Consider the following 17,148-nt stretch of genomic DNA (forward strand, 5'->3'; position numbering starts at 1 on the left):
AGAAAACTCCTATCCTACGCGCAGAAATTTATAGTCGGATAAAACCGATTTCTTTTAACTTTAAAGGTTTGAATGTATGAAGCTTATCAATGCTTTGCTTGTTGCAGGTGCGCTAGTTGCGACACCAGTACTTGCACAAGACGATGAAGTCTTAAAACCCGTTGTCGATGAGGCAGCGAAAATAAACGAGTCAGCGGCAAAATCGCAAGAGAAAATCAACGGTATTACCGATCAAATTGACAGCAAACTTCAACAGTTCAAAACATTGATGAAAGAAATCGAAGGTCTTGAGGTTTATAACTCTCAGCTTCGTAAGCAGATCAATAGCCAAGAACAAGAAATGGCTGACCTAAACGCCGCAATCGATGAAGTGTCTGTCGTTGAGCGTCAAATTACGCCACTCATGATGCGCATGATTGATGGTCTTGAGCAATTTGTTGCACTTGACGTACCTTTCCTTCCAGAAGAGCGCGCCAACCGCGTTGCAGATCTTCGCGCTATGATGGACCGTGCTGATGTAGCCGCATCTGAAAAGTTCCGTCGCGTAATGGAAGCGTACCAAGTAGAAATGGACTACGGTCGCACAATGGAAGCGTATAGCGGTATTCACACTATTAACGGTCAAGAGCGTGACGTTGAATTCTTACGTCTTGGTCGTACAGCGCTAATGTATCAAACACGCGATGCAAGCATGCAAGGTGTTTGGAACAAGCAAACCCGTCAGTGGGAAGAGCTTGATAGCAGCTACCGTACACAAATTACTAAAGGTCTGCGCATGGCGAAGAAGCAACTTGCTCCAGACTTGCTAATGCTGCCAGTGGCAATTACAGACTAAGAGGTTGATGAGAATGTTTAACACAGTAAAACGTATCGCTGTTGGTCTAGCAGCCCTTAGCATCAGCGTTGGTGCTTTCGCACAAAGCGACCGTGCAATGGACTTGGATGCGCTTCTTAAGCAATTAGAAGAAGGCCAGTTCGCACAGTCAGAGCAAAACAAGCAGCGTGAGCGTGATTTCCAAGCTCAGCGCGCTGAGCAAGACCGTATTCTTCGCGAAACGCGCGAAAAGCGTGACCAGATGCTTGCGCAATCTGAAAAGCTCGAAACACAATTCGAAGAGAACGAGTTTAAATTAGCTGACCTTAATGGTGCGCTAGATACGCGTCTTGGTTCACTTAAAGAACTTTTCGGTGTGTTGCAGCAAATTGCCGGCGACACTAAAAATAAATTCTATAACTCTGTGGTTTCTGCTCAAATCCCAGGCCGTGCCGACTTCCTTGATAAGATGGCGCAAGACATGGGTTCAAGTTCAAAACTAGCGTCAATTGAAGAAATTGAGCGCGTTTGGTTTGAAATGCAGCGTGAAATGACAGAAGCAGGCAAAGTAACCACGTTCACAACTGACGTTGTTGAAGCTGGTGGTGAGAAAGTGAATAAGTCTGTAGTGCGTGTAGGTCCTTTTGCCCTTGTTGCTGATGGTAAATACCTAGAGTACAACGGTGTTACAGGCACTGTATCTGAACTTGTGCGTCAGCCTGCTGACCGTTACATGAGTTCAGCTGCTGAGCTACAAGGCTCGAACGGTGAACTGGTTCAGTTTGGTATCGATCCAACGGGTGGCTCTATTCTAGGTCTACTTGTTCAAGCGCCTAACCTTCAAGAGCGTGTAGAGCAAGGTGGTCCAGTAGGTTATATCATTCTTATCGTTGGTGCGTTTGGTCTACTACTAGCGCTTGAGCGTCTTGTATCACTGTCGCTTATCCGCATGAAGGTTAATAAGCAACTTAAGAGCAAAGAAGTTAACACAAACAACCCACTTGGCCGTGTACTTAAAGTACGTGACGAGCATCCAAACGCTGATGTTGAAGCACTTGAGCTTCACCTAACTGAAGCGATTTTGGGCGAAGTGCCTAAGCTAGGTCGCAACCTAACTATTATCAAAATCATCTCTGTTGTAGCACCGCTTATGGGTCTACTTGGTACAGTAACCGGTATGATCAACACCTTCCAAGCAATCACATTGTTCGGTACGGGTGACCCTAAACTGATGGCTGGTGGTATCTCAACAGCACTTGTAACAACAGTACTAGGTCTTGTTGTAGCGATTCCAATGACACTGCTTTATGCAATGCTTAACACGCGTTCTAAGAACATCGTGTACATCCTACAAGAACAAGCGTCTGGCGTAATTGCAGAGCGCGCTGAGCGAGGCTAATCATGATCGAGTTTCTGGAAGCAATTCGCGATTTCACAGAAACAGGTGGCCAGGTTCTCCTGGTCATCGGTCTGCTGATATTCGTTATGTGGCTTTTGATCCTCGAGCGTGCGTTGTATCTGATGGTTTGGCATAAACAAGCAAAGAAAGACGCGATTGCAATGTGGACTGCACGTGCCGATCGCTCTTCTTGGTTTGCTGAACAAGTACGTCAGAAAACAATTTCACAACTGACCATGCGCCTAAACGGCAGCATTCCCATTATCCAGTCGTTGGTAGCGCTTTGTCCGCTGCTGGGATTGATGGGTACGGTAACCGGTATGATTGAAGTGTTCGATGTAATGGCAATTGCGGGCTCTGGTAATGCTCGTTCAATGGCTTCAGGTGTATCGAAAGCGACTATCCCGACAATGGCGGGTATGGTTGGCGCACTTTCAGGCGTATTCGCCGCTACGTGGTTAACTCGTATGGTTAAGTCAGAACGCACGCATCTTGAGGATGCATTGATTATTCAACGTTAATACCAACGCGGTATTAAGGTAAGGTATTTATTATGAAGCAGCACTTTCAAAACCTAGTCGATGAGGAAGAAGCAAACATCGACATGACGCCCATGTTGGACGTTGTATTTATCATGTTGATCTTCTTCATCGTGACTGCGTCATTTGTGAAAGAAGCCGGTATCGATGTTAACCGTCCTGAAGCAGCAACGGCTGTGAAAAAGGATCGCGCTAACATTCTTATCGCTATTTCTGATAAAGGCGAAATTTGGATTAATAAGCGTCGTATCGACGTTCGCGCAGTACAGGCGAACATCGAGCGTCTTCGCGCAGAAAACCCACAGGGTTCTGTTGTTATTCAAGCTGATAAAAAAGCCACAACAGAAACACTGATTAAGGTTATGGACGCGTCGCGAGCCGCTGGCGTTTACGATGTTTCGATTGCAGCCCAAGAGCAATAAATCATGCCACGATATTTAATCGCATTTGTTATTTCCCTTGCGATCACGTTAGGCCTGTTCTTCTTGATGCAATCGCTTATCAAGATGGGTGGCAGTGCGCTAACGGAACCGCCTAAGGGAAGCGTGCTTGACTTTGTTCGCGTTAAGCAGGACGAACAGGTTGAGAAGAAAGATCGTAAGCCGAAAAAGCCACCTAAGCCTGAAGAGCCGCCCCCGCAAATGGAGCAGCCTCAAATGGACTCACCTTCACCAGATGCTGAAGGTACGTCAATGGACTTTGGTGCAGAAGTGGGCGACGATATCTCACTTGAGGGTGGTTTGGCCCTTGAGTCTGGTGACGGCGAGTACCTTCCAATTGTTAAGGTAGCGCCAGTATACCCAAGACGCGCACTTCAGCGCGGTATTGAAGGTTTTGTTATTGTTGAATTCACGGTAACCAAACAAGGCGCGGTGCGCGACCCAATCGTAGTTGAAGCCAACCCACAAGGTATTTTTGAACAAGCGGCAATTGATGCGGCAATGAAGTTTAAATACAAGCCTCGCGTGGTAAATGGTGAAGCTACCGAAGTATCGGGTGTTCAAAACCGTATTACGTTCCAAATTGATGGGTAACAGAACATGATGAGAAAACAGACGAATACATTGCTTAGTGCTCTGGCGTTTGCATTTGCATCGGCCGTGGTATCTGTACCTAGCATGTTGGTAGCGACTGACGCTGTAGCCCAAGAGCAAAAAGCCAGTGAAAAGAAAACTCGCCGTGTGCCTACGCTGCGCGGCAAGGTTTATGAGCAGCTAGCTCGAGCTCAAACAGCGGCAGATGAAGCGGGTAATGTAGAAGAAGCCATTGCAATTCTTAAAGAGGTAGAAGACAAATCTAGCTCTATGAATGCCTATGAAAAAGCCATGATGTACAACTTTTTCGGTTTCATTTACTACAACAACGAAGACTATGCAAAAGCGTTGGAATCGTTTGCCAAGGTCGTTGAGCAGCAGCCTATTCCTGAAAAGTTTGAAATGACGACGCTTTTCAGTTTAGCCCAGCTTCATTTAATGCAGGGTAACTACGACGAAACCATCACGTACCTTGAGCGTTGGGAGTCACTGAATGCTGGCCCGATTCCAGTTAAAAACAAAGTGATTAAAGCGCAGGCTTATTATCAAAATAAGCAATATGAGCAAGCATCCACTTGGATTTCAGAAGCGGTTGCAGACCATGAAGCTGAAGGTATGATACCTGACGAAGGTTGGTTAATACTTCAACGCGCTATTTTCTATGAACTAAAACAGCCTGAAAAGGTAAAAGACGTTTTAATTAAAATGGTGAAGTTGTTCGACGAGCCTAAGTACTGGATCCAGCTTGCTGGTATGTACGGCGAACTCGGTGAAGAACGCAAGCAGCTTGCTATCATGGAAACGGCGTATCAGCGCGGCTTCGTTGAAACATCAGCTGACATCTTTAATATGGCACAGCTTTATTACTATCACCGCGTACCATACAAAGGTGCAAAGTTGATGGAGCAAGCTATGAATGAAGGTGTACTTGAAAAGAATCTGCGTAACCTAAAGTTCTTAGGTCAAAGCTGGTCATTGGCGAAAGAGCAAGATAAAGCTATTCCTGTAATGATGCAGGCAGCAGAGCTTTCTGAAGACGGCGAATTGGATGCGCAACTTGCACAAATTCTACTTAATGAAGAGCGCTTTGACGATGCTATAGCAGCTGCCGATCGCGCCGTTGAAAAAGGTGATTTGCGCAACCCTGGTCTAGTTTACCTTATTAAGGGCATGGCACTTTATAATAAGAAGCAATATGCACTTGCGCTTAACCAGTTAGCTGAGGCAGAAAAGCACCAAAAGAGCCGCGCGATGGCACAGCAGTGGAAGCAGTTCGTTCAAGGCGAAAAGCGTCAAGCTGACGCGATTGCTCAAGAGCTAGGTGCTAGCTAAGTCTTAGCCCTGTTATTAATTACAAGAAAGGTCACCAAATGGTGACCTTTTTTTTATTTGAACGTTGTGTTTCCTAGATACCGCTCATTGCACTAGTAAACCGTCTGTGGAAGAAAGTTATCAATAGACGGTAAAGTGCCTTCCTTTTCCAATTTATCCCAGTATTCCTTCGTCGCTAAAATTTCTGCCTTAGCATCGAGAAAGTCATCAACAAGACAAGGGTCGAAATGACTGCAGGCATTCTTTTCCAAATAGCTAAAAGCGGCGTCACAGCTCCAAGGCTCTTTGTATGGGCGCTTCATGGTTAACGCATCGAACACATCCGCAATCGCCACTATACGCGCGCTTTGGGGAATATTTTCGTCGCGTAAGCCTTCTGGGTAACCTGAGCCATCCCATTTTTCGTGGTGATATAAAGCAATTTCAGCTGCCATCTTAAATAAAGGCGTATCAGACTGAGATAAAATGGTATACCCAATAGTGGCATGGGTTTTCATAATCTCCATTTCATCATCGGTCAGTTTTCTAGGCGCTTTTAATATACTGTCTGCAATTCCAATCTTGCCCGTATCGTGCATCGGTGCAGCTTGTGCTAACAGTGACGCTTGCTCGTAAGACCATCCGCATTTAAGTGCTAAACACTTGCTGTAAGCTGCCATTCGCCAAATATGATGCCCAGTGTCGGTATCATTATAATGGCCCGCAGCGGCCAACATGCTTATTGCGCTTTGTTGGCTTCTTAATAAATCTTCTGTGCGCTTTTGCACTAAGCTTTCAGTCGTACGCATTTGATGAGCGAGGGCAAGGTGAGTTTTGACTCTCGCTAACGTAATGCTAGGTGATACCGGTTTGGTGATGTAATCGACGGCACCTTCCAAGAAACCGCGCTCTTCGTTTTCACCTTGGATAAGGGCCGTTACAAATATGATGGGGATTTGGCAAAGTAAGGGATCAGCCTTAAGCTTTTGGCATACTTCGAAACCGTCCATCCCTGGCATCATTACATCAAGTAAAATCAGGTCAGGGGGAAACTGCTGTACTATTTTCAGTGCAATAGGGCCTGAGGGGGCTACCTTTACATTGTAGTACGGCTTTAGAATCCCCAAAAGAATGTCGATGTTCGCCGGCTCGTCGTCCACGATAAGTATACTAAAATCGGACTGACCTGCTCTACTATGGTCACTCATGGTTAATGTCTTCTCTTAGTTGCAACATTGCATCAAGAGCACTATCAAAATCATAGATCCCTACACTTTGTTTAATGCCTGAAATGTTGTGACTAAATTCAGTATCTTGCATGTCGTTAGCAAGTTGATTTATTTGATTAATGGCTTCGGCGTCATACGCCTTTAGCAGCTCAACAATGGAGTCGATGAGTCCATTAACGCTCGTCTTATCATAGGTTCCTTCAACGTGCGTAGTGTGTTTCATGTTTATAGAGTGTGCAATTAAACGAAAGGTGGTATCAAGTTGCATTGACATCACTGATACGCGTTCTGCGAAAGTGAGATGCTTTATAGAGGGGCCTTTCAAAATATTCTTTAATGACAAAGCGAGTGTTGTCGCGCCAATTTCAATTGCGTCATCTAATAAATCGTCAAGCAAGGTACTGTTAATGTCCTCTTTTGTCATTAAATCTAACAGCTTGGTCATAATAGTGGGTTGACGGTAGGTATTATAAAATTGCAGCATTCGGTCTAACTTCGGGTCATCACAATGCGTAGCGCTCACTTCCTTGTACCCAGCATGAATGTGCATATCGATGGCGTGGACAATTTCATCGGGGGTAGCGGGCTTTACAAGGTGTTCACACATGCCTGCTATCAAGGCTCGTTGTCGGCCTTGCGAAGACTCATCTGCACTTAAAGCAATAATAGGAGTAAACCAGTTGTCAGCTTGTGATAACCTTTCGGCTACCTCAAATCCATCAATGCCGGGTAAAAAGCAATCTAAAAGTACTACGTCAAAGTGCACGTGCTGGCAGAGTTCAAGGGCTTGCTCGCCATTGGTGACAGTAGTTACTTCCATATCGTGGTCGATGAGAATTTGTTGACTGATCTCCAAGCTAATAAGATCATCATCAACCACTAACGCCCGTTTACCGCCCAAACGTTTGCGACGCCAATATTTGCTCTCTAGTCCCTGTTCATTAGTCGTTGCTCGTGACTCATTGCTAGGCGATATACAGGGGATTAATTCTGAATCGGTAAAAGGGAGCTCGAGTATATTAAAACTCTCTTTATACTGTTTACCCATACGCTTTTTAACATCAAGCTTACTCAGTGGGCTGATGATGGTGCGAAGATTGAGATGGTCAAAATCACCAAAGCGCAGTAAATTCAAAAAGCGCTTCCAGAGCCTATCGTTATCAGGCAAGAATGCCATCGCCTGAGCTGCAAATTGAGGCAATTGCTCGCTTTCCATATCAATGGTGCTGCATGTAACACCCATTCGCGTTAATGCATCATGTAAGACACTGACTCCCAACTCTACTTCGCATCCAGCGGTAAGGCATAACACATTTTCGCTTATTGAAACTGGTAGAGGGGCATTGTTCGTTATATCTTTAGGGTTGTCTTCTTCACACAAGTCTAGCGTGAACGCAAAGATACTCCCGCTATCTACCGTACTCTCTAATGTAAGTTCTCCCCCCATCAATTCAACAAGTCGCTTTCCAATAGTTAGCCCGAGTCCCGTTCCGCCATAACGTCTAGAAATGGTATTGTCTGCTTGCTCAAATGCGTTAAATAGCTTTACTTTGTTTTCTTCACTGATACCCATTCCCGAATCATGCACTTCAAAAGTAACAAAGCGGCGTTCTCTCACTACTTTTAACATGACGTAACCCGTTTCGGTGAACTTAATTGCATTACCAATTAAATTAACGAGCACTTGATAAATTTTATCGCTATCGCCTTTGCATTGCGTATTAGGTGAGCACCGAATATCAAATAGCAACTGTAAGTGCTTTTCTCTGGCCTTTACTTGAAAAATGGGCCCCAATTTCTCAATGAGCTTTGAAAGTGAAAACGATTCGTTAACGATGTCGATTTTGTTCGCTTCCACTTTAGAGAAATCTAAAATGCCGTTTATAAGTTCAAGTAACGAGCTAGAGCTGCCTTGTACTTTCTCTAGATAAGCGTGTTTAGTATCAGCATCTTGTGTATTTAAAGCCAAATGAGTTAAACCGATAATGGCATTCATCGGCGTTCGTATCTCATGGCTTACCGTCGCAAGAAATTCGCTTTTCGCTTTGTTTGCTTTTTGCGCCTCTTCATAGGCTTGTTGGAGCTTTCGGGCATTTGCGCGCTGTTCACTAATATCGTTAAAAACGCCCACGTGCCCATTGGGGTTACCATCCTTATCAAGCAAAGGAACGGCGATAATGGATATAGGAAACATTTTTCCTTGTTTGTTGGTAAATACATCTTCGTAAGAGCGGTAAATCTCGCCTTTTTTAGTGGTTAGATTCACGGGGCAATTGTCGCGCGCTAGCAATGTGCCATCTTCTTTTTGATAATGAACGGTATCGTGAAAGCGATGCTGCTGAAGCTCTTCTAACGTCCACCCCAACAGTTTAGACGCGGTCGGATTTAAAAAGCGCGCTTTACCATTGCCATCTACCGCATAGATACCTTCACCAATACTATCGGTAATACTCTGATGGAATGCTTGCTCTTCTTTTAGCTTATGCTCCAGTCGTTTTTGTTCATTGATGAGTTCGAGGATCAGGCTCGAGAGTTCATGCAGATTCGTAAAGTCATCGTCAATAGGCGGTTTACCTTGTTCGACAAGCAACTGGTTTACCGAATGACGAAGACTTTCAATGACTCTTTGCTGTTGCTGATTTTCCTCTCTAATTTTGTGATTAGCAGACATCAATTCATCTGAGCTTAAACGTAAACTCCGATCTCTTAATTTAAGATCGCGTTCGTGAAAATCGTAACTTTCGTTAATACGAGGAATGAGTAGAGCTAACCCCTGTTTTAACGCCGTTATAGATAAATCTGTAGTCCCGTCATTGTCGGTATTCAGTGACGCTAACCACTTAGTAAGTCGCTCTTCGTTTTCTATGTTGAAAGCTTTTCTCAACTGACGAGATAGTAGCGAATTCAAAGTATTTCCCTCAGCAACATGATTGTTAAGGTTTGATTGTGCAGTTCGCATTTTGCCCCATCACTAAATGGGCACAACTCTCCGTAGGAATAGAACCCAGCGATAGCGGTATCTTGTGGCAAAAAGCGCTCTACTTCTTCAATCTCCTCTTCAACACGGTCCCCCATGACTAACTTGCGGCCCACGCAACTAGTGATTAATGCAAGTTGGTGGCTGTCTTGCGCTGAATAATTTAAAGTAGCAATTTTTACCGCAGCAGTGGCGCCGTCGATAAGATCATCGCTGGAAGCATGCATTAGCCGAAGGTATTGTTGTTCACTGACATCTCCTGCCAGAACAAGAGTCTTATCATTCTCTTCGACACCCAATATTGTGCGAATCAGGCCCGTAGGTTGACCTGTTTCAGATAATTTCTCAAACGGAAAAAGTAGACCAATTGAAGGAAGATCTTTGGCATACTCACCCAAGTAGTGTTTGTAAATATCAAGCGCGGGTTTATCGTCTAATTCACAAAGTACATTTTCTTTGGCTCGTGTTATTTGTCGAGCAGGGCCAAACGAACGCCAACCACCTGATGCGCCATACCCGAACTGTAAATGCTCACCATAAAATCCAACGGCGACCACGTTTGACGAGCTTATACCCTCAGGCCCAAGTACATAAGTGGCGTTGAAATCACCGTTATCACCTGCAAGACCTCCACTTACTCCAATTGAAGCTGGCAAGTGCTCAGAAAGGCCATTTATTAAAGCCGAGCCATTTACACCTAGCCCTGGCGAAAGTAAGTAAATACCTTTTAATTCAGCTTTTTCAATGCTGCTAGATAATGCAACGCCAGTTTCAAACGATGTGCACATATCATCAATGCGTTGGGTGTAAATTTTTACGTTTGCGTTGGTTTCAAAGCGAATAGCAACTAATGAAATACTATTGTTCGATACCTGCTTATTAACGATTTCACCCGCGGTGCTACAACCAATAAAGTTGATATTGAGCGCTTTGAGCACACTGTACAAGTCATCATTCTCAAAAAAAGAAGGCGCGGCATAAACGATAAGAAGAGAAGGCGCAAATTCAACAAATGACGATTGCTGTGCGACTAACTCATCAAGATGATTGAACGAATACGATTTCGACTGCATACGGGAATGAAATTGAATATGAATGACTTAAGTTATAGACATAAGTGTGACGTTATACAACAAAACGTCACTTATTCTTTCGTATTAATGAACTGATTTATAAAGTAAAAAGCAGCCATTCGGCTGCTTTTATTAGACTATGCTGAGCGCAATTCTCGGCGCAAAATTTTGCCGACAGTGGATTTTGGTAGCTCATCTAATATCGTGATAGATTTTGGTACTTTGTAGTTGGTTAGATGTGTCTTACAAAATGCGATAATGTCATCATGATTTACAGTCTGGCTGACTGTGATAAAAGCACACACTCGCTCACCGGTTTTGTCATCGGGTTTACCGACAACTGCAGCTTCCATTACATCTGGATGAGACGTTAAAATATCTTCAATTTCATTTGGATAGACATTAAACCCAGACACAATAATCATATCTTTTAAGCGGTCAACAATCTTGATTGCACCCGATTCGGTTCGTATACCAATATCACCTGTTTTGAAGAACCCATCTTCTGTCATTACTTTAGCGGTTTCATCATCACGCTGCCAATAGCCCATCATTACCTGTGGGCCACGCACTGCAATTTGTCCTGATTCACCATCGGCAACCGGTTTGTCGTAAGTGTCTAGTAATGCCACTTCAGTATCTAAAAGCTCATGGCCTACAGTACCAATCTCTTCTTTACCTGGAATATTGAACGACACTACCGGCGCAGTCTCTGACAAACCATAGCCTTCAGTAATCATATTGCCTGTCACATCTTTCCAGATTGAAACAGCTGCTTGAGTTAAGGCTGTACCACCAGACATAGTCAGATGGAGCCTTGAAAAATCGAGTTTGGCAAACTCTGGGTGACGACCAAGGCCGACGAACAGAGTATTGATACCCATAAAGGCGGAGATACGATGTGGTTTGAGCGTCTGGATAAAACCGTCTATATCCCGAGGGTTGGGGATTAAAATAATTTGGCTGCCTTTTGCAAAAAGTGCCATCATGCCAACAGTGAACGCGTATATATGATAAAGCGGCAAAGGGCACACAAGTACTTCCTCGCCATCCTTAAAACCATCGCCTATGCGTTCAAGCATTTGAATGCAGTTGCTCAACACATTATTGTGACTAAGTGCTGCGCCCTTCGAGACACCGGTTGTTCCGCCAGTGTACTGTAGCATTGCAAGGTCGCCCAAACTGGTATTCTCGCGCTCAAAACTCGGTGCATCTGCGCCAATTTGAATTGCTGCTGTCATTGATATTGTGCCAGCAATATCGGGTGCTGTTTTAGCATCGAGCAGCTCTGTAGCTGATGTTGAAATAACAGTGGTAATGTTGGTGTCGGCTTTAATGTTATCAAACTTAGGGAGCAGGTCGCTCAAAATAACCAAGGCCTGGGCGTTGCTATCAGTAAACTGATGCTTCATCTCACGTTCAGTGTAGAGTGGATTTGTATTAACCACAACCAATCCAGCGCGCAGTGCCGCATAAACCGCAATAGGGTTTTGAATAAGGTTAGGCAATTGAATGGCAACTTTTGTACCCGCTTTAAGCTTAGCTTCATGCACAAAATAGCGGGCGAGGGCAGCGGATTTCTCGTCTATCTCTTTAAATGTTAACGTTTGACCCAGAGCTGTGTACGCAGGTTTGTCTGCAAATTTCTCTAAAACGCTTTCGATATAATCGGCTAAACAAGAGACATTGTCGGGATACGCTATCATTGTGCAATTTTCCTAAACATTGATTGATATCGTATAACATTAGCAAAGTTAACTTTCTATTTACATGCTTGTTACCTTATAGATTGTCATAATAAATTTTAATGGTACGTTCGCTATCTTATTATTTCAGTTTGCCGAAAAGTGCACCGCCAACAAACCCAGAAGCACATTGCGCAAATATGCCCATTGTGGTTCTTGCGCCAGCAATTAAGGTTACATCTAAGATGGGTTGCATAGCTGCTAACATCACCATGAACGCAGCTGCGCCAGAAAGAGCAAATACCAGTATTGAGCGCGAGGTTGCTGTTGGTTGTCTTAAAAATACAAACCGAGCGAAGACGAACGCAATAAGAAGTGCCGCAGCAATAATGGCGCCGTAAGTAGGTAATAATCCAGTGATATCTTGAAAGATCATCGAAAACGCAGACGCCGTGTTGATATCAATATCAATTGCTATCAGCCCATAAAGGACAAAACAGGAGTGAAAAACACTGGCGAGTAAAAATGCGACCAACCAAGCTGATAAGAAAGGCAGTATGAGTTTAATAAAGCGATTTGTGAGGCTCGGCATATTTTTACCTAAACATGGTGCGTTGTTTTTGGTATACCATAAATAACGCATTAATGAGTACACCTAATGAAACTGAGTTTTCTAACAGCGGGCTTAGCCATAACAATGGGATGCCTGCATTTATCACCCCATACTACTGCACAGGCATTCGCTCAGACTAGCGCCATCAACGAATTAGAAAATACAGAAGGTGTAATTCATTCGTACTCCCTAGAAGAATATGCATCTGAACTCCATTTTCCTAAATCGATGGAAATATTGCCCAATGACACCCTGCTCATTGCCGAGCGAGATGGATTTGTCACCGTTATTACTGAAGACAAAAGTCGCTCACGCTTCTCGTTGGCGTTGCCTGAACTTTATACACAGGGGCAGGGTGGGTTACTCGATTTACTTGTTATCGAGAGCGAAACCTCTAGCGGTGACAGCGCAAATAACGTCAGCGTGTTGGTGTCTTACTCTAAAGGTTCTGATGACAGCAATAGGCTTGCAGTCGTCAAAACAACCTTGTCGCTAGAACAAGGCTTTGGCGATATCCACAACGTATATGAAGTGAATGAATCGAAAGATACGCCAGTACATTACGGTGGCAAATTACTAGCACTACAAAGCGGTGGTTTTCTCGTTACAACAGGCGATGGTTTTGACTATCGAGAAAAGGCGCAGGTACAGAATTCTCATCTAGGGAAGGTGATAGGGTTTACTATTGATGGCGCGCCTTTACCAAACGCACCGTTTAAAAACTCACCCTACATTTACACCTTAGGTCACAGAAACCCGCAAGGGTTGGTGTATGGCGCTGATGGTGAAATCTACCAACATGAGCATGGTCCGGATGGTGGCGACGAGCTTAATCGTATTGAGGTTGGCGTGAACTATGGTTGGCCTGTAGTCACATTAGGTAAAGATTATTCAGGGGCAAACATCTCACCTTTTACCCATTACAAAGGCATGCAGGACCCACTCGTAAATTGGACGCCATCTATAGCACCTTCATCGATGACACTCTACTCGCAGACGGCGTTCCCCACACTTCAAAACACCTTACTTGTAACCTCGCTAAAAGCAAAGCAGTTATTTGCCATCATCACGCAGACCGATAAATTTGAGGTGCACCCGGTACTCAATTCACATAGTGCAAGTAACTCGCTTTATGAAAGATTACGCGATGTCGTTGTTGATAGTGAGGGCAATATCCTAGTATTAACTGACGGGGAAAATAGCAAAGTAATGCGAATATCTCCTCGATAAAGCACCTAAAGAACACTATTGTTGTGTGTTATTTGAACTGGTAGTACCATAAGTGTGAAAAATGTCTGTCATAAGTGCAACACTATCATTTATTCAGATAGTGGGTGTGTATGGCACGCAATGTAAATGGTGTGGGCCTTAATTTTTATTGCAAGTTAATGAAATGAAAGCGTTATTTTTTTATTTAATTCCGCGCTTAACGGCGTGAGTAGAGGTTGAAAGGGTACAAAGTCAATAAAAACTGACAGTGAAAAGTATTCATTCCATTTCACTTCAAACATTACGTGCAGCGAGAAAATCAGTTAAAATATAGCCCACTTTTATATGCGTATAGCTAAGACCGACTTAACACTACGCCCAAGTAAAACTAAGACTGAGAGAACACTATGAGTTTGTATTCAGAATATCTGGCAGAGATCGAGACCCGTAAAACGGAACTAGGTCTTAACCCTAAGCCAATCGACAGTGCAGATCTGCTGTCTGAAATTATTGCTCAAATCAAAGATACAACAAACGAGCACCGCGAAGACTCTCTAAAATTCTTTATTTATAACACCTTGCCAGGTACAACACCTGCTGCAGGTGTTAAAGCGCAATTCCTTAAGGAAATTGTACTTGGCGAAGAAAAAGTAGAAGAAATTACACCTGAATTTGCACTAGAGCTACTTTCACACATGAAAGGTGGCCCGTCTGTAGAAGTGCTTATCGACTTAGCACTTTCTGATGACGAAGCGGTTGCTAAGCCAGCAGCAGAAGTACTTAAAACGCAAGTTTATCTGTACGAAGCTGACACAGAGCGCCTAGAAACTGCATTTAAAGCAGGCAACGCCATTGCTAAAGACGTACTAGAAAGCTACGCAAAAGCTGAGTTCTTCACAAAGCTTCCTGAAGTACCAGAGAAGATTGAAGTAGTAACTTACATCGCAGCGGAAGGTGATATTTCAACTGACCTTCTTTCTCCAGGTAACCAAGCACACTCTCGTGCAGACCGCGAACTTCACGGTCAGTGCATGATTTCTCCTGAAGCACAGCAAGAAATTGTTGAACTTGGTAAGAAGTACCCGAATGCTAAAGTGATGCTTATCGCTGAAAAAGGCACAATGGGTGTAGGTTCATCACGTATGTCAGGTGTGAACAACGTTGCACTTTGGGCAGGTGAGCCAACAAGCCCTTACATTCCATTTGTAAACAAAGCGCCAATTGTTGCAGGTACTAACGGTATCGCGCCAATTTTCCTTACTACGGTTGACGTAACTGGTGGTATTGGTCTTGACCTTAAAAACTGGGTTAAGAAAACGGACGAAAACGGCGAAATTGTTCGCGATGCAAATGGCGACCCAGTACTTGAAGAAGCATACTCTGTAGCAACAGGCACTGTGTTAACAATTGATACTAAAGCGAAGAAGCTTTACAACGGTACAGAAGAGCTAGTTGACGTATCTGCTTCATTTACTCCTCAAAAAATGGAGTTCATGAAAGCGGGCGGCTCTTACGCGGTAGTATTTGGTAAGCAGCTTCAGTCTTTCGCAGCGCGTACATTAGGCGTTAAAGCGCCAGCAGTTTACGCACCTTCAAAAGAAGTATCACACGAAGGCCAAGGCCTTACTGCTGTTGAGAAAATCTTTAATCGCAATGCGGTTGGCGTAAGCTCAGATGCACCGCTTCACGCAGGTTCTGACGTTCGCGTAAAAGTAAACATTGTGGGTTCTCAGGACACTACAGGCCCAATGACATGCCAAGAGCTGGAATCAATGGCAGCGTCAACCATTTCTCCACTTGTTGACGGTGCATACCAGTCTGGTTGCCACACGGCATCAGTATGGGACAAGAAAGCACAGGCTAACATTCCAAAGCTTATGTCTTTCATGAACAACTTTGGTGTAATTACTGCGCGTGACCCTAAAGGTGTTTACCACTCAATGACTGACGTTATCCACAAAGTGCTTAACGACATCACGGTAGACGACCGCGCAATCATCATTGGTGGTGACTCGCATACTCGTATGTCTAAAGGTGTCGCGTTCGGTGCCGACTCAGGTACAGTAGCACTAGCACTTGCCACAGGTGAAGCGGCTATGCCAATTCCAGAGTCTGTAAAAGTGACCTTTAAAGGTAGCATGAAAGAGCACATGGACTTCCGTGATGTGGTTCACGCTACTCAAGCACAAATGCTTAAGCAGTTCTCTGGCGAAAACGTGTTCCAAGGCCGTGTTATCGAAGTACAAATCGGTACTCTACTGGCTGACCAAGCGTTTACGTTTACCGACTGGTCTGCGGAAATGAAAGCGAAAGCGTCAATCTGTATCTCTAACGATGAGACTATGATTGCGTCACTTGAGCTTGCTAAGAGCCGTATCCAAATTATGATCGACAAGGGCATGGACAACGAAGCTAAGATGCTTCAAGGCCTACTTGACCTTGCTGACAAGCGTATTGCTGAAATCAAGTCTGGTGAAGAGCCAGCGCTTGCTCCAGATGACAACGCTAAGTACTACGCAGAAGTGGTTATCGACCTTGATCAAATCGATGAGCCAATGATCGCTGACCCAGACGTAAACAACGAAGATGTGTCTAAGCGTTATACGCACGACGTTATTCGTCCGGTTTCTTACTACGATGGTAAGCCTGTAGACCTTGGTTTCGTTGGTTCTTGTATGGTACACAAAGGTGACATGCAAATTATTGCGCAAATGCTACGTAACCTAGAGAAGCTTAACGGCTCTGTAGAGTTCAAAGCACCTCTTGTTGTTGCACCACCGACATACAACATTGTTGACGAGTTAAAAGCAGAAGGCGATTGGGAAATCCTTCAGAAGTACGCTGGCTTTGAATTCGATGATGCTAAGCCTAAAGAAGCGGCCCGTACTAAGTACGACAACATTCTTTACCTAGAGCGTCCTGGATGTAACCTATGTATGGGTAACCAAGAAAAAGCTGAGCCGGGCGATACTGTAATTGCTACGTCTACTCGCTTGTTCCAAGGCCGTGTTGTTGCTGACTCTGCCGAGAAGAAAGGTGAATCACTACTAGGCTCTACACCACTGGTAGTACTTTCAACTGTACTTGGCCGTTTCCCAACAACTGAAGAGTACAAGCAAGCTGTTGCAGGAATTGACCTAACTAAGTTTGCGCCTCCTTCAGAAGATTTGGCGGTTAAGCCTAAGTTTGAAGCGGATGTGGCGGTTAAGCGCGTATAAGCACTTAGCAACATAACCAAATATTGAAAGCCCCAACCTCGGTTGGG

Annotated in this window: 13 protein-coding genes; 8 read left to right on the forward strand and 5 right to left on the reverse strand. The window is 44.3% G+C overall.

From position 1 onward, the window contains the following. Positions 1–76 precede the first annotated feature (76 nt). The 6 genes from JN178_RS03200 to JN178_RS03225 are packed head-to-tail and all read left to right on the forward strand — an operon-like array spanning position 77 to position 5,118. Complete coding sequence (locus tag JN178_RS03200; protein ID WP_159623990.1) at positions 77–835, forward strand: DUF3450 domain-containing protein; 759 nt, start codon at positions 77–79, stop codon at positions 833–835. A gap of 13 nt (positions 836–848) precedes the next feature. Further along, positions 849–2,213: a MotA/TolQ/ExbB proton channel family protein gene (locus JN178_RS03205; RefSeq protein ID WP_159623989.1), complete on the forward strand. Its 1,365-nt coding sequence runs from the start codon at positions 849–851 to the stop codon at positions 2,211–2,213. Between the two features lie 2 nt (positions 2,214–2,215). Then, on the forward strand, positions 2,216–2,734 hold the full coding sequence (locus JN178_RS03210; protein WP_159623988.1) for a MotA/TolQ/ExbB proton channel family protein: 519 nt from the start codon (positions 2,216–2,218) through the stop codon (positions 2,732–2,734). 32 nt (positions 2,735–2,766) lie between these two features. Continuing rightward, entirely contained in the window at positions 2,767–3,174 is a 408-nt protein-coding gene (locus JN178_RS03215) for an ExbD/TolR family protein (protein WP_159623987.1), read from the forward strand. A gap of 3 nt (positions 3,175–3,177) precedes the next feature. Then, positions 3,178–3,786, forward strand: a complete 609-nt coding sequence (locus JN178_RS03220) for an energy transducer TonB (RefSeq protein WP_202263574.1) — start codon at positions 3,178–3,180, stop codon at positions 3,784–3,786. A 6-nt stretch (positions 3,787–3,792) separates the two neighbouring features. Further along, positions 3,793–5,118 (forward strand): tetratricopeptide repeat protein, encoded by a 1,326-nt coding sequence (locus tag JN178_RS03225; RefSeq protein WP_202263576.1) that lies wholly within the window; start codon positions 3,793–3,795, stop codon positions 5,116–5,118. A gap of 92 nt (positions 5,119–5,210) precedes the next feature. Here JN178_RS03225 and JN178_RS03230 read toward each other — a convergent pair whose 3' ends face one another. The 5 genes from JN178_RS03230 to JN178_RS03250 form a co-directional block, all read right to left on the reverse strand. Next, the gene (locus JN178_RS03230; protein ID WP_202263578.1) at positions 5,211–6,305 is read right to left on the reverse strand and encodes a response regulator; all 1,095 of its coding nucleotides are present in this window, start codon (positions 6,303–6,305) and stop codon (positions 5,211–5,213) included. Then, positions 6,298–9,285: a hybrid sensor histidine kinase/response regulator gene (locus tag JN178_RS03235; RefSeq protein ID WP_232369683.1), complete on the reverse strand. Its 2,988-nt coding sequence runs from the start codon at positions 9,283–9,285 to the stop codon at positions 6,298–6,300. The genes JN178_RS03230 and JN178_RS03235 overlap by 8 nt, the downstream gene beginning before the upstream one ends. Then, positions 9,231–10,376: an FIST signal transduction protein gene (locus JN178_RS03240; RefSeq protein ID WP_202263581.1), complete on the reverse strand. Its 1,146-nt coding sequence runs from the start codon at positions 10,374–10,376 to the stop codon at positions 9,231–9,233. Before JN178_RS03240 ends, JN178_RS03235 begins: the two co-directional genes overlap by 55 nt. A gap of 137 nt (positions 10,377–10,513) precedes the next feature. Further along, positions 10,514–12,082 (reverse strand): AMP-binding protein, encoded by a 1,569-nt coding sequence (locus JN178_RS03245; protein ID WP_202263584.1) that lies wholly within the window; start codon positions 12,080–12,082, stop codon positions 10,514–10,516. 121 nt (positions 12,083–12,203) lie between these two features. After that, on the reverse strand, positions 12,204–12,653 hold the full coding sequence (locus JN178_RS03250) for a hypothetical protein (RefSeq protein ID WP_232369684.1): 450 nt from the start codon (positions 12,651–12,653) through the stop codon (positions 12,204–12,206). Between the two features lie 66 nt (positions 12,654–12,719). Here JN178_RS03250 and JN178_RS03255 point away from each other — a divergent pair, with 66 nt between their 5' ends. Together JN178_RS03255 and JN178_RS03260 are read left to right on the forward strand one after the other, a co-directional pair. Beyond that, the gene (locus tag JN178_RS03255; RefSeq protein WP_202263587.1) at positions 12,720–13,904 is read left to right on the forward strand and encodes a PQQ-dependent sugar dehydrogenase; all 1,185 of its coding nucleotides are present in this window, start codon (positions 12,720–12,722) and stop codon (positions 13,902–13,904) included. Positions 13,905–14,290: 386 nt separating this feature from the next. Then, positions 14,291–17,101, forward strand: a complete 2,811-nt coding sequence (locus tag JN178_RS03260; RefSeq protein WP_202263590.1) for a bifunctional aconitate hydratase 2/2-methylisocitrate dehydratase — start codon at positions 14,291–14,293, stop codon at positions 17,099–17,101. Positions 17,102–17,148: the final 47 nt, after the last annotated feature.

It is taken from the genome of Alteromonas sp. KC3 (genome assembly GCF_016756315.1).
Classification (GTDB): domain Bacteria; phylum Pseudomonadota; class Gammaproteobacteria; order Enterobacterales; family Alteromonadaceae; genus Alteromonas.